This is a genomic window from Streptomyces sp. NPDC006879 (assembly GCF_042869595.1).
Taxonomy (GTDB): Bacteria; Actinomycetota; Actinomycetes; order Streptomycetales; family Streptomycetaceae; genus Streptomyces.
In genome coordinates this window covers 17,457-44,294 of record NZ_JBIAGC010000046.1, presented here as the reverse complement: position 1 = coordinate 44,294, position 26,838 = coordinate 17,457, and the positions used below count along the sequence as shown (strand labels likewise).

The 26,838-nt window shown below is 69.0% G+C and carries 25 protein-coding genes; 10 read left to right on the top strand and 15 right to left on the bottom strand.

What is annotated here, in order from left to right:
* The first annotated feature begins 135 nt into the window (after nucleotides 1–135).
* The gene (locus tag ACFYMC_RS25265; RefSeq protein WP_388529155.1) at nucleotides 136–699 is read left to right on the top strand and encodes a GNAT family N-acetyltransferase; all 564 of its coding nucleotides are present in this window, start codon (nucleotides 136–138) and stop codon (nucleotides 697–699) included.
* Nucleotides 700–740: 41 nt separating this feature from the next.
* On the opposite strand, the gene ACFYMC_RS25260 is transcribed toward ACFYMC_RS25265, so the two are convergent.
* The 6 genes from ACFYMC_RS25260 to ACFYMC_RS25235 all read right to left on the bottom strand — a co-directional run bounded on the left by ACFYMC_RS25260 (nucleotide 741) and on the right by ACFYMC_RS25235 (nucleotide 7,907).
* Nucleotides 741–2,276, bottom strand: coding sequence for a type VI secretion protein (locus tag ACFYMC_RS25260; protein WP_388529154.1), 1,536 nt, complete (start codon nucleotides 2,274–2,276; stop codon nucleotides 741–743).
* A 1-nt stretch (nucleotide 2,277) separates the two neighbouring features.
* Nucleotides 2,278–3,708, bottom strand: coding sequence for an ATP-binding protein (locus tag ACFYMC_RS25255; RefSeq protein WP_388529152.1), 1,431 nt, complete (start codon nucleotides 3,706–3,708; stop codon nucleotides 2,278–2,280).
* A 17-nt stretch (nucleotides 3,709–3,725) separates the two neighbouring features.
* Complete coding sequence (locus tag ACFYMC_RS25250; protein ID WP_388529150.1) at nucleotides 3,726–5,288, bottom strand: SCO6880 family protein; 1,563 nt, start codon at nucleotides 5,286–5,288, stop codon at nucleotides 3,726–3,728.
* Entirely contained in the window at nucleotides 5,285–6,616 is a 1,332-nt protein-coding gene (locus ACFYMC_RS25245; protein ID WP_388529148.1) for a hypothetical protein, read from the bottom strand. The genes ACFYMC_RS25250 and ACFYMC_RS25245 overlap by 4 nt, the downstream gene beginning before the upstream one ends.
* Nucleotides 6,606–7,436: a hypothetical protein gene (locus ACFYMC_RS25240; protein ID WP_388529146.1), complete on the bottom strand. Its 831-nt coding sequence runs from the start codon at nucleotides 7,434–7,436 to the stop codon at nucleotides 6,606–6,608. The genes ACFYMC_RS25245 and ACFYMC_RS25240 overlap by 11 nt, the downstream gene beginning before the upstream one ends.
* A gap of 162 nt (nucleotides 7,437–7,598) precedes the next feature.
* Nucleotides 7,599–7,907: a hypothetical protein gene (locus tag ACFYMC_RS25235; protein WP_254373822.1), complete on the bottom strand. Its 309-nt coding sequence runs from the start codon at nucleotides 7,905–7,907 to the stop codon at nucleotides 7,599–7,601.
* Between the two features lie 556 nt (nucleotides 7,908–8,463).
* Here ACFYMC_RS25235 and ACFYMC_RS25230 point away from each other — a divergent pair.
* The 5 genes from ACFYMC_RS25230 (at nucleotide 8,464) to ACFYMC_RS25210 (ending at nucleotide 13,091) form a co-directional block, all read left to right on the top strand.
* Nucleotides 8,464–9,627 (top strand): alpha/beta fold hydrolase, encoded by a 1,164-nt coding sequence (locus tag ACFYMC_RS25230; protein ID WP_388529144.1) that lies wholly within the window; start codon nucleotides 8,464–8,466, stop codon nucleotides 9,625–9,627.
* Nucleotides 9,628–9,729: 102 nt separating this feature from the next.
* Nucleotides 9,730–10,173 carry a VOC family protein gene (locus ACFYMC_RS25225; RefSeq protein WP_388529163.1) on the top strand — a complete coding sequence of 148 codons (444 nt, stop codon included), beginning with the start codon at nucleotides 9,730–9,732 and terminating at the stop codon, nucleotides 10,171–10,173.
* 82 nt (nucleotides 10,174–10,255) lie between these two features.
* Nucleotides 10,256–11,050, top strand: a complete 795-nt coding sequence (locus tag ACFYMC_RS25220; RefSeq protein WP_388529143.1) for a thioesterase family protein — start codon at nucleotides 10,256–10,258, stop codon at nucleotides 11,048–11,050.
* Nucleotides 11,051–11,171: 121 nt separating this feature from the next.
* Entirely contained in the window at nucleotides 11,172–12,185 is a 1,014-nt protein-coding gene (locus ACFYMC_RS25215; RefSeq protein ID WP_388529161.1) for an NlpC/P60 family protein, read from the top strand.
* Between the two features lie 198 nt (nucleotides 12,186–12,383).
* Nucleotides 12,384–13,091 (top strand): phosphatase PAP2 family protein, encoded by a 708-nt coding sequence (locus ACFYMC_RS25210; RefSeq protein WP_388529160.1) that lies wholly within the window; start codon nucleotides 12,384–12,386, stop codon nucleotides 13,089–13,091.
* Between the two features lie 145 nt (nucleotides 13,092–13,236).
* Here the strand turns inward: ACFYMC_RS25210 and ACFYMC_RS25205 are convergent, their stop codons facing one another.
* Complete coding sequence (locus tag ACFYMC_RS25205; RefSeq protein ID WP_388529141.1) at nucleotides 13,237–13,446, bottom strand: hypothetical protein; 210 nt, start codon at nucleotides 13,444–13,446, stop codon at nucleotides 13,237–13,239.
* 120 nt (nucleotides 13,447–13,566) lie between these two features.
* Between ACFYMC_RS25205 and ACFYMC_RS25200 the strand changes: the two genes are divergently transcribed.
* Together ACFYMC_RS25200 and ACFYMC_RS25195 are read left to right on the top strand one after the other, a co-directional pair.
* The gene (locus tag ACFYMC_RS25200; protein ID WP_388529140.1) at nucleotides 13,567–14,373 is read left to right on the top strand and encodes a hypothetical protein; all 807 of its coding nucleotides are present in this window, start codon (nucleotides 13,567–13,569) and stop codon (nucleotides 14,371–14,373) included.
* A gap of 139 nt (nucleotides 14,374–14,512) precedes the next feature.
* Nucleotides 14,513–14,722: a hypothetical protein gene (locus tag ACFYMC_RS25195; protein ID WP_388529158.1), complete on the top strand. Its 210-nt coding sequence runs from the start codon at nucleotides 14,513–14,515 to the stop codon at nucleotides 14,720–14,722.
* Between the two features lie 8 nt (nucleotides 14,723–14,730).
* Here the strand turns inward: ACFYMC_RS25195 and ACFYMC_RS25190 are convergent, their stop codons facing one another.
* Nucleotides 14,731–15,138 (bottom strand): metal-sensitive transcriptional regulator, encoded by a 408-nt coding sequence (locus ACFYMC_RS25190; RefSeq protein ID WP_388529138.1) that lies wholly within the window; start codon nucleotides 15,136–15,138, stop codon nucleotides 14,731–14,733.
* 194 nt (nucleotides 15,139–15,332) lie between these two features.
* On the opposite strand from ACFYMC_RS25190, the gene ACFYMC_RS25185 reads away from it, so the two are divergent.
* Nucleotides 15,333–15,953: a DUF47 domain-containing protein gene (locus tag ACFYMC_RS25185; protein WP_388529136.1), complete on the top strand. Its 621-nt coding sequence runs from the start codon at nucleotides 15,333–15,335 to the stop codon at nucleotides 15,951–15,953.
* A gap of 5 nt (nucleotides 15,954–15,958) precedes the next feature.
* Complete coding sequence (locus tag ACFYMC_RS25180) at nucleotides 15,959–16,957, top strand: anion permease (protein ID WP_388529134.1); 999 nt, start codon at nucleotides 15,959–15,961, stop codon at nucleotides 16,955–16,957.
* Nucleotides 16,958–17,025: 68 nt separating this feature from the next.
* Here ACFYMC_RS25180 and ACFYMC_RS25175 read toward each other — a convergent pair whose 3' ends face one another.
* The 7 genes from ACFYMC_RS25175 to ACFYMC_RS25145 form a co-directional block, all read right to left on the bottom strand.
* Complete coding sequence (locus ACFYMC_RS25175) at nucleotides 17,026–18,462, bottom strand: FG-GAP-like repeat-containing protein (protein ID WP_388529132.1); 1,437 nt, start codon at nucleotides 18,460–18,462, stop codon at nucleotides 17,026–17,028.
* Between the two features lie 487 nt (nucleotides 18,463–18,949).
* On the bottom strand, nucleotides 18,950–19,726 hold the full coding sequence (gene pstB, locus ACFYMC_RS25170; RefSeq protein ID WP_388529130.1) for a phosphate ABC transporter ATP-binding protein PstB: 777 nt from the start codon (nucleotides 19,724–19,726) through the stop codon (nucleotides 18,950–18,952).
* A gap of 55 nt (nucleotides 19,727–19,781) precedes the next feature.
* A complete protein-coding gene (gene pstA, locus ACFYMC_RS25165) occupies nucleotides 19,782–20,858 on the bottom strand; it encodes a phosphate ABC transporter permease PstA (protein WP_388529128.1) in 1,077 nt (358 codons plus the stop codon).
* Nucleotides 20,858–21,847, bottom strand: coding sequence for a phosphate ABC transporter permease subunit PstC (gene pstC, locus ACFYMC_RS25160; RefSeq protein WP_388529126.1), 990 nt, complete (start codon nucleotides 21,845–21,847; stop codon nucleotides 20,858–20,860). The genes pstA and pstC overlap by 1 nt, the downstream gene beginning before the upstream one ends.
* A gap of 105 nt (nucleotides 21,848–21,952) precedes the next feature.
* The gene (gene pstS / locus ACFYMC_RS25155; RefSeq protein ID WP_388529125.1) at nucleotides 21,953–23,089 is read right to left on the bottom strand and encodes a phosphate ABC transporter substrate-binding protein PstS; all 1,137 of its coding nucleotides are present in this window, start codon (nucleotides 23,087–23,089) and stop codon (nucleotides 21,953–21,955) included.
* A gap of 341 nt (nucleotides 23,090–23,430) precedes the next feature.
* Nucleotides 23,431–24,378 carry a CHAD domain-containing protein gene (locus tag ACFYMC_RS25150; protein WP_388529124.1) on the bottom strand — a complete coding sequence of 316 codons (948 nt, stop codon included), beginning with the start codon at nucleotides 24,376–24,378 and terminating at the stop codon, nucleotides 23,431–23,433.
* On the bottom strand, nucleotides 24,359–26,602 hold the full coding sequence (locus ACFYMC_RS25145) for an RNA degradosome polyphosphate kinase (protein WP_388529123.1): 2,244 nt from the start codon (nucleotides 26,600–26,602) through the stop codon (nucleotides 24,359–24,361). Before ACFYMC_RS25145 ends, ACFYMC_RS25150 begins: the two co-directional genes overlap by 20 nt.
* Nucleotides 26,603–26,838 lie beyond the last annotated feature (236 nt).

The following is a 26,838-nucleotide window of genomic DNA, read 5'->3' as shown; positions in this document are numbered from 1 at the left end:
GGGGACCCTGTGGGAGAGTAGGACGCCGCCGAACAATTTTTTTGAGAAGCCCTGTGCCGGGTATCCGGCACAGGGCTTCTCTGCGTTCCGGGCCAGGAACAGGAAGATGATCGATGTCTTCGCTACGCTCTGGCCATGGAACACTTGATACGCCCGATCCGGCCCGAGGAGTGGTCGAAGGTAAGGGAGCTCCGGCTCCAGGCCCTGTCGGATCCGGTCGCGCCCATCGCCTTCCTGGAAACCTTGGAGCGGGCGGGGGGCCACCCCGACTCGTTCTGGCAGCAGCGTGCGATCCGCTTTTCCCAGGGACCAGGAGCCAGGCAGTTCGTCGCCGAAGCACCGGACGGGCGCTGGGAGGCCAGCGTGGCCGTCCTCGTTGAGGAAGCGGGCTCGAAGGATTTCCTCGACCACACCGTACCGGTCGACCAGGGGCACCTGGTGGGCGTCTACACCCGCCCGGAAGTGCGGGGTACCGGGGTGACAGCGGCGCTCTACGCGCGGGCACTCGATTGGGCCTGGGCACTGCGGGCCCCCCTCCTCCAACGCGTGCGACTGTATGTCCACACCGACAACACGCCGGCTCGGGCCTCTTACCGGCGCTTCGGTTTCGTCCCCTCCGGGGAGTGTGCGGCCGGACCCGGTGACCCGGGTGCGATCGAGGTGGAGTACGTGATCGAGCGTCCTGAAGCGCTGCGGTAGCCGGGGCCGTCCCGAGGGGCCCTTCGGTGCTGGCCGGCCGATCAGACGTGCAGGTCGGCCTGTGGCCAACGGGCCCTGAACTGCTCCTGGCTGCGGCACAGGGCGAGGACGGGCAGTTCTGCGTCCCGGGTTTCGAGCAACCGGGGGAGCTGGGGCACGGGAGCCACCGCCGCGACGTCCTCCAAGATCAAGGACAGTGGTGGGTCGAGCCGACCGTGGGATGACCGTACGGCCATGCGGCGGCCGTGCTCGACCACGTTTGCGGCGATGGCGGTGAGCAGGGGCATGGCCCCGGGATTGCTCCGGGGATCCTCCAGGGACTCACCCACCACGTAGAGGCTGCCCCCTTCAGCGATGAATGATTCGAGTCTGAGCGCATCGGATCGCTGGGGTGTGCAGGAGTCGCGGATGTGCACCGAGGACAGACAGGCCAGCACTCGCCCGATCAACTGCTGCGCGATGTCGCGGCGTTCGGGGTGTCCACTGAGGGCGCTCTCCAACTCCCCGGCGAGACCGGGCGCGGCGAGGGAGTGGGTGCGCAGGATGCGGACCGGGTCGTGGGCGTTGGTGCCCTGTGCCCAGCGATGGACGTGCTTGAAGGGCCGCTCGTCCAGGTCAGCGGCGTGCAGCCAACAACGGAGCAGCGTGTGTGCCGTGTCCGCGACGGCCGAATCGAGGCGGGACTGGGGTCGGACGGGTGCGAGGAGCGCGCCCGCCCGGGCGCCCGCGGTGACCTGGTCGGCGCATCCGCGGGTCGGGGACCAGCGCAACCGGTCCGGGGTGTCGCACAGGTGGGAGGGGTCGTAGACGAGTACGGGGCCGAGCTTTGCCCGTGCGTCCTTGGTGTCTGCCCACAGCGCCGGCGAGGAGGTGACGATGAGCGCCGCCCCTTCGGCTTCCGCGATGCGGCGCAGGGCGGCGGCTCGGCGCTGAGACGGACCTCCGTACTGGAGGGGTGAGCGTGTCGTCGTGACGTACGGGGAGCCTTGCGGGTCCGGTTGGGCCTGCGGGACTGGGTGAGGGGGCGTCACGACGGGTGCATGCGAAGGTCTTTGGGCGGGTACCGAGTCGAGTTGCCGGTCCTCGACGTCGCCCTGTGCCACGGGCCAGGGCGGTTGCGGGCCGGTGGGTGCTCCCGTCAGGGTCGTATGTGGCGGGAGGGTGTCGTCGCCGGAGACCTCGGTGGCCTTCTGCGCCGCGGAGGCAGTCTTGTGTCGGATCCGGGCGCGCCGCGCCTTGACGCGGGCCAGAACCCCCATGCCGAAGACGGTGAGGACGAACAGCACCATCAGTTGGCCGATGAAGATGCCCCAGACCAGGCCGTACCCGGCCAGTGCGGTGGGTGCGGTGTCCGGCCAGGCGGCGGCGATGTCGTGGGGCTGAGCCAGCAGGCTGCGTACCGCGCTCGGCGTGCGTCCGAAAGTGACGGTCTCGGGCCAGGTGCCGTGTGCGGACCAGGCTGCCAGCCCGGTGGCCGTCCACACCAGCACGGTCAGCCCCAGCAGGAACGCCAGTAGCCCCACGAGTAGGGAATCAGGGATTCCGCGTTCGCTGCGCTCCACGGGCTGCCGGGTCATTTCACGCCACCGTGGACCGTGGAGCCGGACCGGTACCTGGTCCGCCGTGCATCTGGCGTTCCAGGAGCAGGGCCCGTTCCTCGGCCTCCAGTTCCGCTGCCAGGAGGTCCTCCGAGACCCCTACCGGATCCGAGGACTCCGTCATCGCGCGGTCGGTGTAGACGAGGGGGCGTTCCGCTTCCGTGATCAGGTGTTTGACCACTTGGACGTTGCCGTTGACGTCCCAGACGGCGATGCCCGGGGTGAGTGTCGGGATGATCTCGACGGCCCAACGGGGTAGGCCGAGGACCCGCCCGGTGGCCCGTGCCTCGTCCGCCTTCTGGGCGTAGATGGTTCTGGTCGAGGCCATCTTCAAGATGGCCGCTGCTTCCCGGGCCGCGGCCCCGTCGACCACGTCGGAGAGGTGATGGACCACGGCCACGAAGGACAGGCCGAGGCGGCGGCCGAACTTGAGGAGCCTCTGGAACAGCTGTGCCACGAAAGGGCTGTTGATGATGTGCCAGGCCTCCTCGACCAGGAAGATGCGCTTCTTGCGGTCGGGGCGGATCCAGGTGTGCTCCAGCCAGACGCCGACGATGGCCATGAGGATGGGCATGGCGATCGAGTTGCGGTCGATGTGGGACAGGTCGAAGACGATCAGTGGGGCATCGAGGTCGATGCCCACCGTCGTCGGGCCGTCGAACATGCCGCGCAGGTCACCGTCGACCAAACGGTCAAGGACCAGCGCGACGTCGAGGCCCCAGTCCCGGACATCGTCTATGTCCACGTTCATGGCCACCGCGGAGTCGGCTGCCGGGTGGCGCAGTTGCTCGACGATGTCGGTCAGGACGGGCTGGCGGTCGGTGATGGTCTCGGAGACATAGGCGTGCGCGACCTTCAGGGCGAAGCCCGAGCGTTCGTCCAAGCCGTGCCCGAGGGCGACCTCGATGATCGTTCGGAGCAGGGCGAGTTGGCCCGTGGTGGTGATCGCCGGGTCCAGGGGGTTGAGGCGGATCCCGTCGTCGTTGGCGGCAATGGGATCGAGGCGGATGGGAGTTATTCCCAGCTTCTGGGCGATGAGGTTCCACTCACCCACCCCGTCCTCGCCCTGTGCGTCGAGCACGACGACCTGGCGGTCCTTGAAGCGCAACTGCCGCAGGACGTACGTCTTCTCCAGCGCGGACTTGCCGTTGCCGGACTCTCCGAGCACCAGCCAGTGCGGGGCCGGGAGTTGTTGGCCGTAGAGCTGGAAGGGGTCGTAGATGTAGCCCTTGCCGCTGTAGACCTCCCGGCCGATGATGACCCCGGAGTCCCCGAGGCCGGGGGCGGCCGTGGGTAGGTAGACGGCTTGGGCTTGACCGGTGGAGGTACGCACGGGCGGTCGGGTCGTTTCGACCTTGCCGAGGACGAAGCTGGTGAAGGCGTCCGTCAGTGCGGACAGCGGATCTCGCATGGCGGTCTGCCCTCCAGCTAGCGTCGGATGCCGGTTGCGAACGGCAAGGTGTTGACGAAGGCACGGTGGTGCTCGCGGTCGCACCACTCCAACTTCAGGTACGACTTGCCGGCCGAGGCCCGGATCGTCCGCTTGTCGCGGGCGAGGGCTTCGGGCGAACGCGAGGACACTGTGATGTACCCGACAAGGTTGACTCCCGCCGCACCACTGGCCAGATCTTCACCCCTCTGGTCGAGCCGGCCGTGAGCTGCGATATCGCGCGGGTCGATGGTGCGGTTCATCTTGGCGGCACGACTCGCGTCCGCCTCGTCGTTCGTCTTCTCCGTGAGCATCCGCTCGATGGCGATTTCGGTCGGTTCGAGGTCCATGCAGACCGCGACCGTGCGGATCACGTCCGGAGTGTGCACCAGCAGCGGCGCGAGGAAGTTGACACCGACCGGGGTCATCGGCCACTCCTTCACCCAGGCGGTGGCGTGACACCAGGGGGCGCGGGTGGAAGACTCGCGGGTCTTCGCCTGAAGGTAGGTGGGCTCCATCGCGTCCAGCTCGGCGGGCCAGGCGTTGCGTCTGGTCATCGCCTGGATGTGGTCGATGGGGTGGTCGGGGTCGTACATGGAGTGGACCAGCGAAGCCAGCCGGCCCTGACCCAAGGGCTGTCGAACCCGGATGTCGGCCTCGGCCAGGCGCGCGCAGATGTCGGTCAGCTCGCGGGCCATGACGACCGCGATCCCCGAGTCCTTGTCGATGCGCCGGCCGGCCTGGGGCCGACTCGCCCGGGCCATGGCATGCGCCTCGGCTGCCAGCTCCCGCGTGTAGTGCATACAGGCCACCAGATAGGCGCGGTGCTGCTCGCTGGAGGTCGACACCATCGACTGGAGCTGGTCGTAGGACTCCTGTAGCCAGCCCGGGGCTCGGGTGTCCCCGCGCTGGGCGACGTCCTTGGCGTGGGCGTCCGGGTCGGCGGGCAGGGTACGGGCGAGCATCTGGAGCCGGCTGACGAAGCCGTCGCCATTGGCGACGTGCTTGAGCAGCGTGCCGAAGCGGTCCACGAGGGCTTCCTGGTCCTCGCTGTCCCGGAGGCCAACGCCGGGGCCCTCGATCTCGATGGCCGCCGTAACGGTCCTGCGGTCCGCGTGGAGCAGTACGGCGATCTCGTCCGGGCCGAAGGGCGCCGCCAACCAGCTGATCCGGCCGATGCCCGGCGGGGGACCCACCTCGACCTCCCGCCCGTCGGCTGCTCGGATGCCGGCCTCCATGGCGCCCGAGCGGTAGGCGGTCCCGCGGCGCAGGGTGCGCTTGTAGCTGCGGTTGATCTCGAACCACTTGTAGAAGGTACGGCCCTTGTACGGGACGTACACCGCGGCCAGCGCCAGTACGGGAAAGCCGACGAGCAGGGCGATGCGCGGGGCGATTCCGGGGACGAGCAGCCCGCTCATCATGCCGAGGAAGGCTCCGGCGATGATCAAAGCGATCTCACCGGTCTCGCGGTTCTTGCCGACGATCGCGTTCGGCCGGGCCCGGCCGATCAGATACGTACGGCGGGGCGCGACCGGGTGGATCTGGTGGGACTGGGTCGTCAACGCCCGTCACCTCCTGTGTTCCTCGTGCTGGTGCTGCTGCTTCCCGGCCCCGGCAGGCGGGGCGGGGGTGCGGCGGAGGGGACAGTTCCGCCGCCGACCCCGCCGCCGGAGGCGGGACGGGAGCTGTGGGCCGCCACGCCACCGGAGAGTGGGTTGACGGGGCGGGGTGCGGTCTCACCGCCGCCTCCGCCCGCGCGGTGGGCGCCCCGACTGCTGTGCGTCTTGATGCCCTGGGACACCAGCGAGGCCGGCGAACTGATGACTGCGGCTGCCTGCGCGCCGTCGGTCGCCTGCTTCCGGTTGCTGCGTGCGGAGGCGATCTCGTCGCCGAAGCCGGGTACGAAACGGTAGATCATCGCGGACGCGAAGATCGCCAAGAGGATGATGGCGAGTCCGGAGACGACCGCGGAGAACGCATCGGGACCGTCGTCCCCGGAGAGCGCGCCGGCCAGACCCAGGACGATGACGATCACCGGCTTGACGAGGATGACCGCGATCATGATGCCGGCCCAGCGCCGAACGTGCCCCCACATGTTCCGGTCCACCAGGCCCGCGTAGACCACAGTGCCGAGGAGGGCACCCACATAGAGCAGGGCTGCACGGATGACCAGTTCGAGCCAGAGCACCCCGGCGGCCAGGACCGACACCAGCGCGACCACGATCAACATGATCGGACCGCCGCCGATGCCCTCCCCCTTCTTCAGGGCCTCCGCGAAGGAACCGAAGAACGAGTCGGTCTGGCCACCCGTACCCGACGCGATGACCTGGGTGACGCTGTCCGTGGCGGAAACCACCGTGTAGAGGATCAAGGGGGTGAAGGCGGAGGCCAGCACCGTCAGCCAGAGAAAGCCGATGGCCTCCGACAGCGCGGTGCCCAGAGGTACCCCGCGGATGGCCCGCTTGGCGACGGCCAACAGCCAGAGCACCAGCGTCAGCACGGTCGAGGCGGCGAAGACCACGGCGTACTGGCGCAGGAAGGCGGCGTTGGTGAAGTCCACGTTCGCTGTGCTGCTGACCGCCTCCGACAGCTTGTCCACGACCCAGGCGCCGGCGTCCGCACACCCCTTCGCGAGGGAGGAGAGCGGATCCAGCGGCGAGGACGGATCCGACGGCAGCCGCCCGGCCTCACGGGCAGGGCTGTCCCCGCTCTCGCAGAAGTCCTTGGCTGGGCCGATGATCAGGTCACAACGGTCATCGCCACGGTCTAGTGGGGGTGTCGGGCTCGGGCTCGGCGCGGCCACGGCGCGGCTGGCCAGCATGACGACGGTTACCTGTGCAACAGCCATGGACCCAAGGGCTTCGGGGAGGCGGCGATGACTAGCGCGCATACGTGAAGCCTCCGTATTCCTCTACTGCCTTGGCGATCTCCTCGGCGTTGGATGCCGTCCGGTCTGTGTAGACCGGCGCAGGTCCCTCCTTCTGGGCGAAGGTCTCGACCTTCCAGTTCTGGTTCTCCCAGCGGAGTCCAAGGGTGAGGGTGAACCAGTCGCTGCTCACCGGATTCGTGGAGGTCACGCCCGCAGTTCCGTACATACCGGTGCACCACACGTCCACAGTTGCCTGACCATCCGAGCGAGCGATCACCTTGGTACCAACAGGCACCGTGCGCGAGATGTAGGTCAGACCTGCAGGCGCATTGCCATTCGCGTCGAGTCCCGCCTTTTCCAGAAAATTCTTTCCGTATGCCTGGTCGAACTTGCGGCCAAGCTCGGCTGTTTTGTTAGCCACGAAGGCCTGGCTGACGATCTCTGCCCTGAGAGCGGGCCGCAGCATGTCCGCCGACACCAGCGCCACCGCGTAGTTCGCCGCGGCCGATTGGGCTCCCTGTTCGTTGCGGGGGAAGCCCGTCGGGATCTGGGCGTTCTTGCCGGTGACGGGGCGGGTGCCGGTGGGGGCTGTGGGGGCGGCGTGGGGGGTGCCGGGGCGTTCGGTGGCGTCGGGGCCGCCGCCCTTCTGGTTGGCGAAGGCGATCGCCGCGATCAGGAGGACCACCACGCCGACGACGGTGACCAGCCCCCGGGAGGGGCGGGTCGGGCGGCGGTTGCCTCCGTAGGCGTCGCCGGGCGGCTCGGGTAGGCGGGTGCGGGTCTGGCCCGAACCGCCGATGCGTCCGTCGTCCCCGTATCCGTACTGGTCGTCGTGGCTCATGCCGCGCGCACCCCCTCAGCCGCTGCTCCCACGTGGTACGAGTACGACGGTGGCCGTGCCGGTTCCCGCGAGAGCGCGGTGTGGTGAGTCGTCATCAGGACACGCAACCTCAGCCGGTCGGCATGGGTGGGGGATAGGGGAGGGGTGGGCGCTGACGAGAGGTCAGACGGCCATTCCGTAGACGATGGTGAAGAGCGTGCCCAGCGACCCGATGATGAAGACTCCGGTCAGGCCGGCCACGATGAGGCCCTTGCCTTGTTCTGCGCTGAAGGTGTCGCGCAGTGCGGTCGCGCCGATCCGCTGTTTGGCGGCGCCCCAGATCGCGATGCCGAGGCACAGCAGGATCGCTACGGCCATGACCACCTCGATCATGACCTTCGCTTCTGCTCCGAGACTGCCGAACGGCCCCCAGTTCGGGGCGATTCCGCCGATGATGGTGGTGATGTCGCCCTTTTCGGCTGCCAGGATCATGTAACTCACCGCCCCTGCCGGGTAGTTCCGTGACCGTCCTGCCGGGTTGGCAGGGGTCAGGCACTATCTTCGCTGATGAAATCGCATCCGGATGTCGACTTGACGGCTTTCTGTCCGCCGATCCTGCGCGTGGGGTCTGTCGCGTATGGCCTGACCTGGGCGAGGAGCGGTTGATTGGGCGTGAAAGCACGTATCGTCACTCTGTGTATCACGGGGGGTGACCTCGGGCAATGATGCGTGTCCCGAAGCGGTTGGATTCCGTTGTACGGGGGTTGGTCGGGCGTCGGGGACGGGAGGCGGGAGGCCGTTCGGCCCAGGTCCACCGCGTGGCGTTCGGCCGGACTGATGACATTCGTCCGACATTCCGTCAGTCGTGTCTTCGGCGGACGGGTTCCCGGGGGAGGCTCGCCCTGTTCCCGGTGGACCGGTGCCGGGGTTTCTGTGACCAGCCGGCCGCCGCGTCCGGGCACGAGCGGGCGTGGCGGCCGGTGGAGTCGACGCGGCCGGGCTGCGGGTGCGGGCGTCGATGTCAGTGGGTCGCCGCACACTCGACGGCATGAGCGCATGGACCCTTTCGAAGATCGAGTCGGCTCTGCGTGCCAGTTGGAGCGCGGACCTGTCCAGTCCTGAGGACATCACCAAGCGGGGTTGGAGCGCGGACAACCCGTCCTGGGGCCACTGTGACATCACCGCCCTCGTGCTGCACGACCTGTGCGGCGGGGAGCTGATGCTCGGTGAGGTGACCTCGCAGGCGGGGCGTCCGGAGGGCTACCACTGGTGGAACCGGCTGCCGGGAGGGTTGGAGGTCGACCTCACCCGTGAGCAGTTCGTCTTGGGGGAGCGGGTCACCCCCGGTCGGCCCGTGGTCCGTCCGCCGGGGAGGCTGCGGCGTCGCTGGGAGGAGTACCAGGAACTTCGCCGCCGTGTCAGTGACCGGTTGGGGTCGTTGCCGGGGGTGTTGGCCCGTGAGGGTGGTCGGCGGCTGGCGTATGTGGACCACGGCGGCCCGGGCCGAGCGCTGTTGGCCCTGCACGGTCACTTCGAGGCCGGGGCGACCTTCGACCGGTTGGCCCGGGACCTCGCGCCCGACTGGCGGCTGATCGCCCTGGACCAGCGTGGTCACGGTCGTTCCGACCGCCCGGCGGAGTTCTCGCGGGAGGGCTATGTGGCGGACGCCGCCGCGCTCCTCGACCACTTGGGCCTGGGGCCGATACCGGTGCTGGGTCACGGCCTGGGCGGGGTGAACGCCTACCAGTTGGCGGCGTGGCGGCCCGATCTGGTGTCGGCGCTGGTCGTCGAGGACATCGGTGCGGAGCCCGCCAGCGACCTGGCGTTCTGTCTGGACTGGCCGTACCGGGCGCCCAGGCGGGCCGAGCTGGTTTCCGCGCTCGGTGCTGCGGCGGTGTATCTGGAGGGTTCCTTGCAGGAGTACGAGGATGGTTGGGGCACCGCCTTCGTGCCGCAGGACATGGTGGACTCGCAGCGGTCGTTGGCCGGGGACCACTGGGGCGACTGGCTGGCGCCGACCGCGCCGGTGTGCCCGGTGCTCTTGGTGCGGGGGCGGCGCAGCGACGAGTTGACGGGCGAGCACGCGGCGGAGATGGTGCGGCGGCGTCCCGGGGCCCGGTCGGTCGAGTTGCCGACGGGGCACCGGGTGCATGCCGGTGCGCCGGCCGGTTTCGCGCGGGAGGTCGCGGGGTTCCTTGCGGAGCTGGGGTGAGGGCCGGTGGTAGGTGCCTGACCTGGATGGGCTCCCTCGGTGCGGGTACGGGGTAGGCCTGGTGTGCGGGGCTGGAGATGAGGAGTGGGCTCGGTGCTTGATCTGCAGGTGACCATCGATTGCGCGGACCCGGGGCGGATGGTGGCCTTCTGGGCCGAGGCGCTCGGGTACGTGCCGGAGCCGCCGCCTGGTGGGCATGCCAGCTGGGGTGCCTACTGGGAGGAGATGGGTGTTCCGGCCGAGGAGTTGGAGGGTGCACGGGAGAACGTCGCGGAGTCGATCGTGGATCCGCAGGGGCGGGGTCCGAGGGTCTGGTTCCAGAAGGTGCCCGAGCCCAAGACGGTGAAGAACCGGGTGCATCTGGATCTGAAGGTGGGCGGCGGTCGCTCGGTCCCTTTGGCGGTGCGCACCGAGCGGGTGGAGGCCAAGGCTCAGCGGCTGTTGGCGGCGGGTGCGAAGGTGTTGAGGGTCATGGATGAGCCGGAGATGGGGGTCTATGCGGTGGTCTTCGCGGACCCGGAGGGCAATGAGTTCTGCGTCGCATGAGCGGCTGCGTGACGGGTGGGTTGGTTGTGTTGTTTCGTGATCGGCCCTGGCCTCTGCTGTTACCCGTCGGTAGCCTGGAGGGATGTCGAAGACGGGTGGAGCCGAGGCGTTCTTCGAGCGCCTGCCCGAGGGCCGGTTCGCGCCGACGCCCTGCACACGAGGCCCCTGGGACGAGGCGTCCCAGCACGCCGGGCCGCCAGCCGCCCTCTTGGGGCGGGCACTTCAAGAGCGGCCCGGGGCCCGTACCGACATGCGGCTGGCGCGGGTCACCTTCGAGATCCTGCGGCCGGTCCCGATCCGGCCGTTGGAGGTGACGGCCTCCGTCGTGCGGTCCGGGCGGAGTGTGGAGGTGGTGGAGGCGGCGCTGGCACCGGTCGGTGGGGCGCCGGTGATGCTCGCCCGCGGGCTGCGGATCAGGATCGCCGGGGAGCCGGGGCCCTCGGTCCTGCCCGGACCGTCGTTGCCTCCTCCGGGGCAGACCCGGGAGACGCCCTTCTTCGACGTTCCGTGGGAGGTGGGGTACCACACGGCCATGGAGACCCGGTTCGCCGAGGGCGAGTTCCGGGGGCGGGGCCCCGGGGCCTGCTGGATGCGGGTCCCGCTGATCGCCGGGGAGGAGACGCGGGCGCTGGACCGGGTGCTGATCGCCGCCGATTCCGGCAACGGGATCAGCAACGTCCTCGATTTCTCCCGCCACGTCTTCATCAACCCGGATCTGACCGTCCACCTCCACCGGCATCCGGTGGGTGAGTGGGTGTGTGTCCAGGCCAGTACCAGTGTGGATCCGGCGGGGATCGGGTTGGCCGACTCGATGCTGCACGACGAGAAGGGACCGATCGGGCGCGGGGCGCAGAGCCTGTTCATCGCTGCCCGCTGACCGCCGGTCTCCGCGCCCTCCCCCGCGCGCCACCGCATGGAATAGTCATACTGACGCACGGGGCGGAACCCTCGTGAACCGGGCACCGATGGGGGAGGGTTGACGGGTGCGCAGATTCTTGGTGGCGGGTGGCATCGGTATTGGTCTGGGTCTGGTCTTCGTCCTCCTGCTCGTCGTCGGTACGTTCTCGGCGGCGGCGAACCTGGTGGGCGGTGGAAGGGCGCTGGGTCTGGCGAAGGGGGCCGTTCCCGCGCAGTACCAGTCGCTCGTACAGAAGTGGGGCACGCTGTGCCCCGCGGTCAGTCCCGCGCTGCTGGCGGCGCAGTTGTACCAGGAGAGCGGCTGGAACCCGCAGGCCCGAAGCCCTGCGGACGCGCGGGGGATTGCCCAGTTCATCCCGGGGACCTGGGCGGCGCACGGTATCGACGGGGACGGGGACGGGGACCGCGACATCTGGGACCCGGCGGACGCCATTCCGTCGGCGGCCAGTTATGACTGCACACTCGCCACCTATGTGCGCAAGGTTCCCGGGGATCCGGTGGCGAACATGCTGGCCTCGTACAACGCAGGCGCCTACGCGGTGATCAAGTACGGCGGGGTTCCGCCGTACCGTGAGACGCAGAACTACGTGAAGGTGATCACCACGTTGGCCAAGAGCTTCGCCGCGCCGGTGGGGCGGGTCGCGCCGTCGAGGCAGGCGGCGGGGGCCATCTACTTCGCTCAGCAGAAGTTGGGAACCCCGTACCTGTGGGGAGGCAACGGGACTCCGGAGCAGCAGGGCCGCTTCGACTGTTCGGGTCTGACGCAGGCCGCGTACCGGACGGTGGGGATCGAGCTGCCGCGGGTGGCGAACGACCAGTACAACGCGGGTCCGCATCCTTCGAGGGAGGAGCTCCTGCCCGGGGATCTGGTCTTCTTCTCCGATGATCTGACGAACTCTCGGGAAATTCGGCACGTCGGACTGTATGTGGGCGGCGGATACATGATCAACGCCCCGTACACCGGGGCGGTGATCCGCTTTGACAAGATCGATACGCCGGACTACTTCGGCGCCACGCGCGTAACGAGGGACGGCGCCGCGGCGTTGCCCCGTCGGGCGGCAGCGGCTGTGGCCCGGGCCGGCGACGCTCCGTGAGGCAAGGGCCCTGAGCTGCGACGATGAGTCGCCTTTGGGTAACGTTGGAGTGATCGTTTGATGGAGAGTGGAACGCCCGTCCGAGAGCGGACGTTCCATGAGCATCGGGGTTTGATCGCGGAGCTACGAAGCGGGACGCACGTACGGGTGCGCCTGCTGGAACACAAGTAAGACAAGGGGCCGCTGCACATGGCGCACATGGCGGGACTCGCAACGGGCGGGCCGAACCCCGATGTCAGTCTGCTCTACGGCATCAACGGGCTTGCAGAGGCGGCGCCGCGTTGGCTGGACCGACTGATGGGCTTCGTCGGGGAGTACGGCATCATGCTCGCCCTCGTCCTGCTGGTGTTGTGGTGTTGGACCGGTGTCCGCCGAGGCCACGACAGTCTGGGCCCAGAACCGGTTGCCGCCTTGCTGTGGGCTCCACTTGCCGCGGCGATCGCCGTCGTGGTGAACGTCCCGATCCGGGGATTCGTGCAACGCCCGCGGCCGTTCGAGGAACACGCCGGACTGGAAGTGCTGGTCACCGGCAAGACCGACTACTCGTTCGTCAGTGACCACGCCACGCTCGCCATGGCACTGGGCGTCGGACTCTTCGTGGCGAACCGCAAGTTCGGCCTGGTCGGGATCGGCCTGGCCCTGCTGGAGGGCTTCTGCCGGGTCTACATGGGAGTCCACTACCCGACCGACGTCATCGGCGGCTTCGCACTGGGCACCGCCGTGGTTCTGTTGCTCGCGCCGCTGGCGATGGCCCTGTTGACCCCGCTGGTCCGGTCCGTCGGACGGTCCCCGCGGGTGGGGTGGTTGGTGCGGTCCTCTCCTGGAGCCGGCTCCCGACCGCTCGGGCTGCCCCAACCGCCGGCCCAGCCCCCGGCGAAGAACGAGGACAGCGGACTCGCGGCCTGAGCGTCGACGCACCGCGGGAGTTCCGCCACGCGCCAACGAGCCGGCGGCCCGGGAAGGGCCGCCGGCTTCGTCGTGCTCCGGGGCGCTCGCCGGGCCGTCGCCGCAGTCACCTGGGCGGCGCGCACGGTGAAAGGTCGTGACCGCGTCAGCTGACGGGCGAGGTGTGCGCGACGGCGTCCTGCCGGGCGCGGTCGCGGGAACGCCTGGCTGGTCCTCGCCACCCACAGGTGCAGCGGGCGAGGCAGAAGGAACCCTGCTCGGTGGTGGTGGCTTCGTGGTGAGGGGGGCGGTCGGCAACCGCTGGCTCGGGCCGGACGGGGACGGGGGCAACGGTGGTTGCGCGGTGCGAGTCCACGTATTTCACCGTACCCCGCGTGTCGTCCGAACATCCCGTGACGGGGGCCTTCGGGTCTCGTTATGCGGTGCGGGTGGGGCCTCGGGCAAGCAGCGGTAGGGCGTTGGGGGTTGGCGGGCGATGGTGGCACAGCGACAGAGGCTCAGAGGTAGGGCGTCGCTCGTCGCCGTTGCCGTGATCGGGCTGGTCGCCGGCTGCGGCGCCGGTCCGCACGAGGCGAACGACGACGGGGGCGCGGCGGTGCGGTCGGCCGCGGACGTGCTGGTCAAGGCGGGTAGCGCCCGCACTCGTACCTCCATGGAGATGGCCACGGGGGGCACCCTGGTGACGATCCGGGGCGAAGGGGGTGTGGACTTCCGCAGTCGGATGGGCCAGTTGCTGGTGATGCTGCCCGCGGACGCCGCCGGGAAGACCGCGCACCGCCCGATCACGGAGCTGTTGGTGCCGGGCGCGCTCTACATGAAGAACCGGGGGGCCGGGGTGCCCGCCGACAAGTGGGTGAAGGTGGACACGACGGCGCTGGAGGACGGGAACCTGGTCACGGGTGGCGCGACCGACCCCGTTGCGGCGGCCGAGCTGTTGCGGGGAGCGCAACAGGTGACGTACGTGGGCGAGACCGAGGTGGATGGCGCCCGGGTGCGGCACTACCGGGGGACCACGGACATCACGCGGGCGGCACGCAAGGCCTCGCCGGATGCGAGGGGCGCGCTCCAAGCGGCAGCGAAGGGGTTCCACAAGGACACGGTCCCCTTCGACGCCTATCTCGACGAGGTCGGACGTTTGCGGAAGGTCCGGCACCGCTTCAGCTTCGTCAACAATGGCGTGATCGATGTGGCGTCGACGACCCTGCTGTACGGGTTCGGCACGCCGGTGAGGGTGCAACTGCCTGCATCCCGGGACATCTTCGCCGGCAAGATCGCCGACTAGCGGGCCGGGCGGTCGGGTGGGCTACCGGGGGGTATCTGGAAATGGTCCATCCGTGTCATGCGTATCGCAGGCCTCGCTCCCTACGCTGGAATCCGACTTCGGGCCGACGGCGCTGACCGAACCCGGTGAGGAGGAGGGGGTGCGTGTGACTCCGGCGGCTGGTGCAGCGGTTCAGGACCACGTGGCTCTCGCCGAGATCGAACTGTGCGGAGAGCTGATCATTGCCGCGTCCGCCGTTCACGGGGAACGGCTCAGTTGGGAGCTGATCGACGAGGTTCTCAAAGGTGTTCCGGCACCGACGCATCCGGTACCCCGGCCCCGCGTGGAATGCCGGGCCGGGAGCGGTTGAGTCGGCGCTCAGGTGCGCAGCAGTCGGGCGATCGCCTTGGTCGCTTCCTCGACCTTCGCGTCGATCTCCGTGCCGCCCTTGACCGCGGCGTCGGCGACGCAGTGCCGTAGGTGCTCCTCCAGCAGCTGGAGGGCGAAGGACTGGAGGGCCTTGGTGCTGGCGGACACCTGAGTGAGTATGTCGATGCAGTAGACGTCTTCGTCGACGAGTCGTTGGAGGCCGCGGATCTGCCCTTCGATCCGGCGCAGCCGCTTGAGGTGCTCGTCCTTCTGGCCGTGGTAACCGTGCGTCGCGGGCGGGGTGGGTCCGGTGTGCGTGCCGGACGTGTCCTCGATCCCCTCACGGTCGGTCGTCCCGGTGGGGTTGCCGGGAGCCCGGCCGGTGGCCGTGGGGCCGGCCGCCTCGGTGGTCGACATCGCGTTCTCCCGTTGTCAGAGAAGGGGGAAGATACCCCTCATGGGTATAGGGTACCGGGCTCTGCCAGCTCGGGCAGGGGCCTGTGCTCCCCACTGTGCCCGATGGGCGACACTGGGGACTTGCCGGTTAGCCGTGGCCGGATGATGCGCCTAGCATCAGCCTGACCGAATCCAATGCACCCCGAGGACCTCACGTGCGATTTCGTCTAACCCCCAGGGAGACGAGCTTCTACGACATGTTTGCCGCTTCCGCGGACAACATCGTCACGGGCTCCAAGCTCCTGATGGAACTGCTCGGGGCGGACACCTCTGCCCGGGCCGAGATCGCGGAACGGATGCGGGCGGCGGAGCACGCGGGAGACGACGCGACCCACGCGATCTTCCACCAGTTGAACTCCTCTTTCATCACTCCCTTCGACCGGGAGGACATCTACGCTCTGGCCTCCTCCCTCGACGACATCATGGACTTCATGGAGGAAGCCGTCGACCTGGTCGTCCTCTACAACGTGGAGGAACTCCCCAAGGGGGTGGAGCAGCAGATCGAGGTGCTGGCCCGGGCGGCCGAACTCACCGCGGAGGCCATGCCCCACCTGCGCACCATGGAGAGCTTGACCGAGTACTGGATCGAGGTCAACCGACTGGAGAACCAGGCGGACCAGATCCACCGCAAGCTGCTCGCCCACCTCTTCAACGGCAAGTACGACGCCATCGAGGTCCTCAAGCTCAAGCAGATCGTCGACGTGCTGGAAGAGGCTGCCGACGCGTTCGAGCACGTCGCCAACACGGTGGAGACCATCGCGGTCAAGGAGTCCTGACCGCTGTGGAGACCTTCGCGCTGATCGTGACCATTGGTGTCGCGCTCGGCTTCACGTACACCAACGGCTTCCACGACTCGGCGAACGCCATCGCCACCTCGGTCTCCACGCGGGCGCTGACCCCGAGGGCCGCACTGGCGATGGCCGCGGTCATGAACCTCGCGGGCGCCTTCCTGGGCAGCAGCGTCGCCAAGACCGTGAGTGAAGGGCTGATCGCCACCCCCGAGGGGGCCCGCGGCATGGGGATCCTCTTCGCCGCGTTGACCGGCGCCATCGTCTGGAACCTGATCACCTGGTACTTCGGTCTTCCCTCCTCCTCCTCGCACGCCCTGTTCGGTGGCATGGTCGGCGCGGCCCTGGCCGGTGGTACGGAGGTCATCTGGTCGGGGGTGCTGGACAAGGTCGTCATCCCGATGTTCGTCTCACCGGTGGTCGGCCTGATCGTCGGCTATCTGGTGATGGTCGCGATCCTGTGGATGTTCCGGAGGACCAACCCGCACCGGGCCAAGCGCGGCTTCCGGATCGCGCAGACGGTGTCCGCCGCGGCCATGGCGCTCGGGCACGGCCTCCAGGACGCGCAGAAGACCATGGGCGTGGTGGTGATGGCGCTGGTCATCGCCGATGTCGAGGGGCCTGGGGATCCGATTCCGGTGTGGGTCAAGATCGCCTGCGCCGTGATGCTGTCACTGGGTACCTACGCCGGTGGGTGGCGCATCATGCGCACCCTGGGACGGAAGATCATCGAGTTGGACCCCCCGCAGGGGTTCGCCGCCGAGACCACCGGAGCCTCGATCATGTTCGGCTCGGCCTTCCTCTTCCAAGCGCCGATCTCCACCACCCATGTGATCACCTCGGCGATCATGGGCGTGGGAGCGACCAAGCGGGTCAACGCCGTGCGTTGGGGCGTCGCCAAGAACATCATCCTCGGCTGGTTCATCACCATGCCGGCGGCGGCCCTGGTCGCCGCGCTCAGCTTCTGGGCGATCAACCTCGCCTTCGGCTGAGCCCGCCCCCGTCTCCGTCCACGACGGCGCCCCCACTGGTCGGTGGGGGCGCCGTCGTGGGCGGAGTATCACCCCCCGAAGTACTGCCCGAACCGCGACTTGCCGGCCGGGCCACCGAGGGTGGTCAGGTTGAAGCTGGTGGATCCGGTCCCGGTGACTCCGGAGGTGGTGGTCAAGAACTTCCACACCCGGCCCCGGAGGCCGTCCTCGCCGTAGCCGCCGACATAGACCTCGGGCTTGCCGTCCCTGTCGCTGTCGATCACGCTCAGCTGCGAGCCGAAGAGGTCCTTGCGCTCGGAAGTGCTGGGTACTCCCTTGGAGTTCTGGCTGAAGCTCTGTGCTCCGGTGCTGGTGACTCCCTTCGCGCTGCCGCGCAGGATGGTGATGGCACCAGAGTTGGGTGCCTCCTCGTCCGACCCCGTCTCGAAGGGCGCGCCGATGACGATGTCGGCGTAACCGTCGCCGTTGGTGTCCCCGACCGCGACGGCTCGGCCCCAGCGGTCGCCGGTCTCGGACAGCCCCGGTACGCCGGGGCTGTCCTGGGTGTACGTGGCGGGGGCGATCGTGGTGCTGACGCCCTTCGGGCCGCCGTACGTGACGTGGATCCGGCCGCCGTCGGCGGTGTTGAAGGCTCCGGCGTCACCGCTCACGAAGTCCTTGTAACCGTCCTTGTTCAGATCGCCGAAGGCTCCGCTCTCCCAGCCCCTTACCGGGCCGGCCGGGCTGAGTCCCGAAGCGGAGCCCTTGAGGAGGACCCCCTTGCCGTAGGACAGGGCCACCACGTCGGTGATGCCGTCGCCGGTCATGTCCTCGGTGTAGAGGAAGGCGCTGCCGTAGCTGCCCATTTCTTCGAACGGCTGGAAGCTCACTGAGGCCGGTTCGTTGGTCGCCCGGTCGAGCGGACCCTTGAAGACCAGCAGTCCTGCCTTGCCGTCCTTGACGCCGCGGCTGAGGACGTCGGCGATCCCGTCGCCGGTCACGTCGGCGATGGCGTCCGCGGAGAAGCGGTGAGGTATCCGGGTCGAGAGCGGTCCGCCCGACAGGAAGCTGGTGAAGCGACCGGTCAGGCCCTCCTTGCTGCCGCGCAGCACCAGGCTGCCGCTGTGGTTCTGGGTGTTGCCGCTGCTGGCCATGGGACTGGCGTTCACCACGAGGTCGTCGTAGCCGTCGCCGTCCACGTCGCCGTGGCCGATCACCCGTCCGAAATCGTCTCCCTTTTCAGGCGCGCCCGGAATCCCCGGGGTGTCACGGGTGATGAAGGTGGCCTTGCCGAAGCCGGTGGGCGATCCGTACTGGACGGTGAGCATGCCGGCTGAGTCGATGCCGGCGACGGTGGCGGTGTGGGCGCTGATCACGAGGTCGGGGTAGCCGTCGCCGTTGAAGTCGGCGGAGCCGCTGGAGGGGGCCGCGGAGGTGATGTTCGCTCCGGTGGCCGTCGTCGCGCCGGTGAGGGCGAGGACGGTGGCCGCACAGGTGGCGGCCACGAGCAGGTTGCGCTGGTGCATGGGTGCGTTTCTCCAAGCCGGGGGCGGGTGAGGACTCGTCCCGCCGTGGGGTGGCCGAGGTCGGTGGCGTCGGTCGGGCCCGATGTGACGGCCGAGCCGGCGTGAGCAGGGGGCGACGGGTGGCCTCTGCAGGGGGCGCCGCCCACGCGAAGGGGCGTCGGCCCGTGCATGGCCAGGCGCCTTCGCGGGCGGTGTGCGACCGGATCGGTTCCGTGGCGGGGAAGGGGACCGGTGGGCATGCACGGTGCGACCGCGCTGGTCGGCGTGGTCGGGGCGCAGGCGCTCCCGTGCAAGGCAATCCCCCCCGTGGGTCATGGTCTTGACATACAGGGGACCCGTCAGCGGGTCGCATGGTTGTAGTGACCTGGGTCACACCGCTTGTGCGGGGGTGCAAAGAAGCGGGCCCGCCCCCTTCCCAGGGGGCGGGCCCTTCGCCTTGCGGTGGCACCGCCATGCAGCACCGCAGGACGTCTGTGTGGCTTCGGTCCTATCCGAAGCGGCCCGAGATGTAGTCCTCGGTGGCCTGGACGGACGGATTGGAGAAGATCCGGTCCGTGTCGTCGATCTCGATGAGCTTGCCGGGCTGACCGACCGCGGCGAGGTTGAAGAAGGCCGTGCGGTCGGAGACGCGGGCGGCCTGCTGCATGTTGTGCGTCACGATGACGATGGTGAAGCGCTCCTTGAGCTCACCGATGAGGTCCTCGATGGCCAGGGTGGAGATCGGGTCGAGCGCCGAGCAGGGCTCGTCCATCAGCAGCACCTGGGGTTCGACCGCGATGGCGCGGGCGATGCACAGTCGCTGCTGCTGGCCGCCGGACAGGCCGGAGCCGGGCTTGTTGAGGCGGTCCTTGACCTCGTTCCACAGGTTGGCGCCCTGAAGGGAGCGCTCGACGATCTCGGCGAGCTCGTTCTTCTTGTAGGAGCCGTTCAGGCGCAGGCCCGCCGCCACGTTGTCGAAGATCGACATGGTGGGGAAGGGGTTGGGGCGCTGGAAGACCATGCCGACGGTGCGGCGGACCGCCACCGGGTCGACGTTGGAGGCGTAGAGGTTCTCGTCGTCCAGGAGGACCTTGCCCTCGACGCGCCCACCGGGGGTGACCTCGTGCATCCGGTTCAGGGTGCGCAGGAAGGTGGACTTGCCGCAGCCGGACGGCCCGATGAAGGCGGTCACGGAGCGAGGCTCGACGGTCATTGAGATGTCGTCGATGGCCTTGTGGGTTCCGTAGAAGGCGGAGAGGCCGCTGACGTCGATTCGCTTGGCCATGGGAATCACTGCTCTTTCTGTGGCCGCCGGGTGGCGGAGCCACGAAGTCGTGGCTTTAGCGGCCGGTCTTCGGGGCTTTCCAGCGGGCGATGCCGCGGGCCACCAGGTTGAGGATCATGACGAAGGCGATCAGGACCAGGGCACCGGCCCAGGCGCGGTCGTAGGACTGCGTGGTTCCGGCCTTGTACTGCTCCCAGATGTAGTAGGGGAGCGAGGACTGGGCACCTTCGAAGGGGTTGTTGTTGATCAGCTGGGAGCCGAAGACCAGCAGCATGATCGGTGCGGTCTCGCCGGCGATACGGGCGACGGCCAGCATGACACCGGTGGAGATGCCACCGATAGCCGTGGGCAGTACGACCTTCAAGATCGTGCGCCACTTCGGCACGCCGAGGGCGAGGGAGGCCTCGCGCAGCTCGTTCGGGACCAGCTTGAGCATCTCCTCGGTGGAGCGGACCACCACGGGCATCATCAGGATCGACAGGGCCAGTGCGCCGGCGAAGCCGGAGGGCCCGAAGCCGAGCATCAGGTTCCAGGTCGTGAGGATGAACAGACCCGCGACGATGGAGGGGATGCCGGTCATGACGTCCACGAAGAAGGTCACGGCCTTGGCGAGGGCGCCCTTGCCGTACTCGACGAGGTAGACGGCGGTCAGCAGCCCGATGGGGGCCGCGATCAGGGTGGCGAGGCCCACCTGCTCCAGGGTGCCGAGCAGTGCGTGGTAGACGCCACCACCGGTGTCGGTGGTCGTGACCCCGCCCATCGAGTGCGTCAGGAAGTCGCCGTCGAGGGCTTTCACACCGCGGCTGACCGTGGTCCAGATCAGTGAGAGCAGCGGGATGACGGCAAGGACGAAGCACACCCAGACGACGCTGGTGGCGATGCGGTCCTTGGCCTGTCGGCGGTTCTCTATCACGGCGCTGGCACCGTAGGTGATCGCGACGAACAGCAGGGCCGCGAGCAGCCCCCACTGCACACGGCTGTGCAGGTCGGCGGCGATGCCGATGCCGATGCCGAGGGCGACGGAGAGGGCGGCGATGCCGGCCGGGGCCCAGCGGGGCAGACCGCCGCGGGTGAGAGTGGAGGCGGAGTTGCGCGGCGTGGCGGGGCGCTTGTCCTGGATCGCGTGGCTCATCAGGCGTTCGCCCCCGAGTACTCCTTGCGGCGCGCGATGATCAGGCGGGCCGCGCCGTTGACCAGCAGGGTGAGGACGAAGAGGACGAGGCCGGAGGCGATCAGTGCGTCACGTCCGTACTCGTTGGCCTCGTCGAACTTCGCGGCGATGTTCTGCGCGAAGGTGCCACCGCCGGGGTTCAGCAGGTGGAAGGAGATCAGGAAGCTCGGCGAGAGCACGGTGGCCACGGCCATCGTCTCGCCGAGGGCGCGGCCGAGGCCGAGCATCGAGGCCGAGATGACGCCGGAGCGGCCGAACGGCAGTACGGACATCCGGATGACCTCCCAGCGGGTGGCGCCGAGGGCGAGGGCGGCTTCCTCGTTCATCCGGGGGACCTGGAGGAAGACCTCGCGGCTGACGCTGGTGACGATCGGCAGGATCATGATCGCGAGCAGGATGCCGACCGTGAACAGCGAGCGGGCGACGCCTACCTCGGTTTTCTCGAAGACGTACGTCCAGCCGAAGAACTGGTCCAGCCAGAGGTTGAGGCCACCCAGGTACGGCACCAGGAAGAGGGCGCCCCAGATGCCGTAGACGATCGAGGGGACCGCGGCGAGCAGGTCCACGACGTAGGCGAGGGGGGCGGCCAGCTTGCGCGGCGCGTAGTGGGAGATGAACAGGGCGATGCCGACAGCGATCGGTACCGCGATGGCCATCGCGATGATCGAGCTGACGACCGTGCCGAAGAGGAGGACCGCGATGCCGAAGACCGGAGGGTCGCCCGCGGCGTTCCAGTCGAAGGTGGTGAAGAAGTTGCCCTCGTTCTTGGACAGGGCGAGGGCGGCGCGGTAGGTCAGGAAGGCGGCGATCGACGCCATGATCACCAGGAGCAGGATTCCCGAGCCGCGGGAGAGGCCCAGGAAGATCTTGTCGCCGGCGCGGCCGGTCGACTTGCTCTTACCGGTGACCGGCGGAGCCGGCGGTATGTGCGTGGATGTGGTGGAAGCCATGATCTTTCCGGTCTGTGGTGGGGGACGGGCCCCCTGGCGGCGGTGCACCGGAGTCCGGCGGCCGAGCTGGTGTGTCACCGGCTCGGCCGCCGGGGGTTTGTTGCTTTAGGAGAGCGAGGCGACGGTCTCGCGGACCTTGGCGTTGATCTCGGCCGGGATGGGGGCGTAGCCCTTGTCCGTGAGGAGCTTCTGGCCGGCTTCGCTGGAGGTGTAGTTCAGGAAGGACTTGACGGTGTCGAGCGTCTCGGCCTTGTTGCCCTTGTCGCAGACGATCTCGTACGTCACCAGGACGATCGGGTAGGCACCGTCGGCCTTGGTGGTGTAGTCGAGCTTGAGGGCGAGGTCCTTGCCGGTGCCCTCGATCTTGGCTGCGGCGATGGCCTTGGAGGCGTTCTCCGAGGTGGCCGGGACCGCAGCCGCGGCGCCCGTGTTGAGGGCGACGGTCTTGATGTCCTGGGAGGTGGCGTAGGAGAGCTCGAAGTAGCCGATCGCGCCGTCGGTCTGCTTGACCTGGGCGGCGACACCGGCGGAGCCGGAGGCGGCCTGGCCACCCGGGGCCGGCCACTTCTTCTCGGGCTCGTACGGCCAGTCGGCGGTGGCCGTCTTGCTCAGGTACTTGCCCAGGTTCTGTGTGGTGCCCGAGTCCTCGGAGCGGTGGAAGGCCTGGATGGCTGTGGAGGGGAGCGTGACGCCCGGGTTCAGCTTCTTGATCGCCTCGTCGTCCCACTTCTTGATCTTCGAGTTGAAGATCTTGGCGAGGGTGGGGGCGTCGAGGACCAGGTTGTCCACGCCGTTCAGGTTGTAGCCGATGGCGATCGGGCCACCGACCATCGGCAGGTTGATGCCCTGGCCGTCCTTGCAGACCTTCTTGGAGTCCTCGACCTCGGCGGGCTTCAGGGCGGAGTCGGAGCCGGCGAAGCCGACGGTGCCCTGGTTGAAGGCCACGATGCCCTCGCCCGAGGAGGAGGACTTGTAGTTGACCTCGACGCCGGGGCAGGAGGCCATGTAGGCCTTGATCCACTCGTCGACGGCGTTCTTCTGCGCCGAGGAGCCGGAGGCCAGGAGCTGGCCCTTGGCGCCCTCGCACATCGCGTTGTCCACCGGAGCAGCCGCCTTCGTGCTGCCGTCCTTGCTCGGGGTGCTGTTGTCGTCCGAGCCGCACGCCGTGAGGACCAGGGCGCCGGACACGACGAGGGCGCCGAGAGCGGAGGCGCGAAGCCGGTTCTTGCTCTGAAGCTTCACTTTCGGGTGTTCCTTCCAGGAGCCGCCGGGTCTGCGTCGTGGGCGGCGTGCGAAGTATTCGTACGTCGGATGGCACGGAGGGGAAGCGACCTGTGGCCGACTCGCTCCGGGCACTGTCGAAATTAGGCAGATCAGGTGAAGCGGCCAACGGGGGTGAGTGAACGGATGGTGAACCGCGGCGGTCGGTCCGGTGCGAACGATCTGTTGCGCGCCCCTGGTCGCGCGGGCCTGCGGGGAGGTTTCCCTTGGGATGGCCGGCTGGCGGGACCCGAGATGCCAAGAGTCGAATTTCAGCCACTACCGGCCGGTGGGTCCGGAGTGCACCGGACCCACCGGCAACGTTACGTACGAACCGCGGACCGCTGCCACACGTGCTGGAAGGCCAGCCGGGCAGCCTCCACCTCGTGGCGCTGGTCAGCGTGGAGCACGCCCAGGGCGTAGGCCGTCGCCGGCGCGATCCGGGGCGTACGCGCCGCGAGCGCCGAAGCGGAAGCCGCCTCCGCGGCATCGCGGTGCCGGTCCAGGGCTTCGCCGGCCGTGGCCAGCCGGGTGACGTCCTCGCCCAGGACCTCAAGGGCGTAGCGGTGGGTGCGCAGGAGCCGACGGACCGTGTGCCAGAACGCGTCCTGGGCCTCGTCGTGGATCCGGGAGGGCTCCGGCAGCCGGCAGACGGCCTCCGCCAGGCGCGATTCGGCGACGGAGGCGAGTGGCACCAGTACCTGGTGCACGTCGCCGCGCGCGGCGACGGGGTCCACCTGTACCTCGGAGGCCAGTACGGCCACGGCGTCGGCCACCGCGTGGAAGCGGGCGGATCCGAACGCCTGGAGGGTGGCCGAATGCGCCCTGGTCCTGGCGAGGGTCAGCTGACGGTCCAGGAGGGCGGCGGCCCGGGCGGCGCCCAGCGCGAGGCCGCCCCGGGGGCCGGCTGCCCCACGGGCCGCCGGGATCTGCGGCGCGGCGGAGCCGGAGAGCCGGTGGAGGGCCTCCAGGAGGCGGGCCAGCCGGGAGGCGTAGGCGTGTTCGTCGGCCAGGACGCCGGACACCCAGATCAGCTCGGTGCGCAGGCCGTCGGCCCAGGGCGGGTCGGTCACCGGGCGGAAGGTCAGGAGGGCGCCGCTGATCCTGCGCGAGGCCCCGCGCATGACCTCCGACGCGTCCGATGCCTCCGCCGCGTCAGCGCCGCTGCACTCGTGCAGGCGCAGTCCGCGCAGGAAGCGCATCGCCTGGTTCCGCAGGTAGTCGCCGAGGAGGTCCCCAGCGGTTTCCCCCTCATGGTTTCGCTGAGCCACGCCGGCGCCTCCGGGCGTCAATGAGCATCTCCTGTACGTGCCGCAGCGGCTCTCCGTCCGCGTCCGTGCTGTGCCGTGTCCATTCCCCGTCCGGGCCCAGGTGCCAGGAGGAGCTGGAGTCGGACATGCCGGTCTCCAGCATGCGGTCGATCGCCGTGCGGTGAGCCGGGTCCGAGACCCTGACCAGTGCCTCGATCCGTCGGTCGAGGTTGCGGTGCATCATGTCGGCGCTGCCGATCCACACCTCCGGCTCGCCTCCGTTGCCGAAGGCGAACACCCGGGAGTGTTCGAGGAAGCGCCCCAACACGGAACGTACCCGGATGTTCTCCGAGAGGCCGGTCACTCCGGGCCGCACCGCGCAGATGCCCCGCACCCAGATGTCCACCGGCACGCCCGCCTGGGAGGCCCGGTAGAGGGAGTCGATGATCGCTTCGTCGACGATCGAGTTGACCTTGATCCGGACGTAGGCCGGGCGGCCGGCGCGGTGGTGCTGGGCCTCCTTGTTGATCCGGGCTATCAGCCCGTCCCGGAGTGACTTCGGAGCGACCAGCAGCCGCCGGTAGGTTTCCCGGCGGGAGTAGCCGGAGAGCCGGTTGAACAGGTCGGACAGGTCAGCGCCGACCTGCTGGTCCGCGGTGAGCAGCCCCAGGTCCTCGTAGAGACGGGCCGTCTTCGGGTGGTAGTTGCCGGTGCCCACGTGCGAGTAGCGCCGCAGGGTCTCGCCTTCCTGGCGGACCACCAGCGAGAGCTTGCAGTGGGTCTTCAGGCCCACCAGCCCGTACACGACGTGACAGCCGGACTCCTCCAGCTTGCGCGCCCACTTGATGTTGGCCTGTTCGTCGAAGCGCGCCTTGATCTCGACGAGGACCAGTACCTGCTTGCCCGACTCCGCGGCGTCTATCAGGGCGTCCACGATCGGGGAGTCGCCCGAGGTCCGGTACAGGGTCTGCTTGATCGCCAACACGTCGGGGTCTGCCGCGGCCTGCTCCAGGAAGGCCTGTACGGAAGTGGAGAAGGAGTCGTACGGGTGGTGCAGCAGCACGTCCCGTTCCCGTAGCGCCGCGAACACGTCCGGGGCCGAGGCCGACTCGACCTCGGCCAGGTCGCGGTGGGTGCCGGCGATGAACTTGGGGTACTTCAGCTCGGGCCGGTCCAGTGAGGAGATGCCGAAGAGGCCGGTGAGGTCCAGCGGGCCGGGCAGCGGGTAGACCTCTGCGGCTGAGACCTTCAGCTCCTGTACGAGCAGGTCGAGGATGCCAGGGTCGATGGACTCCTCGACCTCCAGCCGCACCGGCGGGCCGAAACGGCGCCGCATGAGTTCCTTCTCCAGTGCCTGGAGCAGGTTCTCGGCGTCGTCCTCCTCGACCTCCAGGTCCTCGTTGCGGGTCACCCGGAACATGTGGTGGGCGAGGATCTCCATCCCGGGGAAGAGTTCCTCCAGGTGGGCGGCGATGACGTCCTCCAGGGGGACGTAGCGCTGCGGGGAGGCCTCCAGGAAACGGGAGAGCAGCGGCGGCACCTTGACCCGGGCGAAGTGGCGGTGGCCGCTCACCGGGTTGCGGACGACCACGGCGAGGTTGAGTGAGAGCCCCGAGATGTAGGGGAAGGGGTGCGCGGGGTCCACGGCCAGCGGCGTGAGCACCGGGAAGATCTGCTGCCGGAACAGCGTGAACAGGCGGGCCTGCTCCTTCTCGGTGAGGTCCGGCCAGCGGATGAGGTGGATGCCCTCCTCCGCGAGGGCGGGGGAGACGTCCTGTTGGAAGCAGGCGGCGTGCCGGGCCATGAGCTCGCGGGAGCGGGTCCAGATCAGGTCGAGCACTTCGCGGGGCTGGAGCCCGGAGGCGGAGCGGGTGGCCACACCGGTGGCGATGCGCCGCTTGAGGCCGGCCACCCGGACCATGAAGAACTCGTCGAGGTTGCTGGCGAAGATCGCCAGGAAGTTGGCCCGTTCGAGTAGCGGGGTCGTCGGGTCCTCGGCGAGCTCCAGGACGCGCTCGTTGAAGGCGAGCCAGCTCCGCTCCCGGTCGAGGAAACGGCCCGAGGGCAGTTCGCCGGCCGTGCCGTCCGCGTCGTAGCCCTCCTCGTACCCGTCGAGGTCCGCGTCGATGTCCGGCTCCAGGTCGGACACCGCGGCGGAGACGGTATGCGGGCGGTGGGCGGCTATGGAGCCCAAGGAGGGCTGCATGTGCTGGACCGGGACCTCTGCGCTGGGCTGCTGGCTCATACTCCCATTGTTCCGCGCACGGGGCAGTACAGGCGCGTCGGAGGGCGCCGAGGTCAGACGGAGTCCGTTGCGCGGCGACGGTTCTGCGACGGGCTGCATTCCGCGAGCGTGGCAAGCATCGTTGAATGCGGGGTGAATACGACGTGGCCGAGAGGAAGCCGAGCCAGGTACCTCAGGGCCGGTCCGGAACCGGCTGGTCCGCCCTGCTGGCCGAGCCCGGGGGAGGGTGCCCGCCC

Bases quoted from the DNA above. Each gene is read 5' to 3' on its own strand.
- pstB (WP_388529130.1), bottom strand. From the start codon at position 19,726: ATGGCCAAGCGAATCGACGTCAGCGGCCTCTCCGCCTTCTACGGAACC.
- ACFYMC_RS25265 (WP_388529155.1), top strand. From the start codon at position 136: ATGGAACACTTGATACGCCCGATCCGGCCCGAGGAGTGGTCGAAGGTA.
- ACFYMC_RS25260 (WP_388529154.1), bottom strand. From the start codon at position 2,276: ATGACCCGGCAGCCCGTGGAGCGCAGCGAACGCGGAATCCCTGATTCC.
- pstC (WP_388529126.1), bottom strand. From the start codon at position 21,847: ATGGCTTCCACCACATCCACGCACATACCGCCGGCTCCGCCGGTCACC.
- ACFYMC_RS25200 (WP_388529140.1), top strand. From the start codon at position 13,567: ATGGTGGCACAGCGACAGAGGCTCAGAGGTAGGGCGTCGCTCGTCGCC.
- pstA (WP_388529128.1), bottom strand. From the start codon at position 20,858: ATGAGCCACGCGATCCAGGACAAGCGCCCCGCCACGCCGCGCAACTCC.
- ACFYMC_RS25190 (WP_388529138.1), bottom strand. From the start codon at position 15,138: ATGTCGACCACCGAGGCGGCCGGCCCCACGGCCACCGGCCGGGCTCCC.
- ACFYMC_RS25220 (WP_388529143.1), top strand. From the start codon at position 10,256: ATGTCGAAGACGGGTGGAGCCGAGGCGTTCTTCGAGCGCCTGCCCGAG.
- ACFYMC_RS25235 (WP_254373822.1), bottom strand. From the start codon at position 7,907: ATGATCCTGGCAGCCGAAAAGGGCGACATCACCACCATCATCGGCGGA.
- ACFYMC_RS25255 (WP_388529152.1), bottom strand. From the start codon at position 3,708: ATGCGAGATCCGCTGTCCGCACTGACGGACGCCTTCACCAGCTTCGTC.
- ACFYMC_RS25240 (WP_388529146.1), bottom strand. From the start codon at position 7,436: ATGAGCCACGACGACCAGTACGGATACGGGGACGACGGACGCATCGGC.
- ACFYMC_RS25145 (WP_388529123.1), bottom strand. From the start codon at position 26,602: ATGAGCCAGCAGCCCAGCGCAGAGGTCCCGGTCCAGCACATGCAGCCC.
- ACFYMC_RS25175 (WP_388529132.1), bottom strand. From the start codon at position 18,462: ATGCACCAGCGCAACCTGCTCGTGGCCGCCACCTGTGCGGCCACCGTC.
- ACFYMC_RS25210 (WP_388529160.1), top strand. From the start codon at position 12,384: ATGGCGGGACTCGCAACGGGCGGGCCGAACCCCGATGTCAGTCTGCTC.
- ACFYMC_RS25245 (WP_388529148.1), bottom strand. From the start codon at position 6,616: ATGCGCGCTAGTCATCGCCGCCTCCCCGAAGCCCTTGGGTCCATGGCT.
- ACFYMC_RS25230 (WP_388529144.1), top strand. From the start codon at position 8,464: ATGAGCGCATGGACCCTTTCGAAGATCGAGTCGGCTCTGCGTGCCAGT.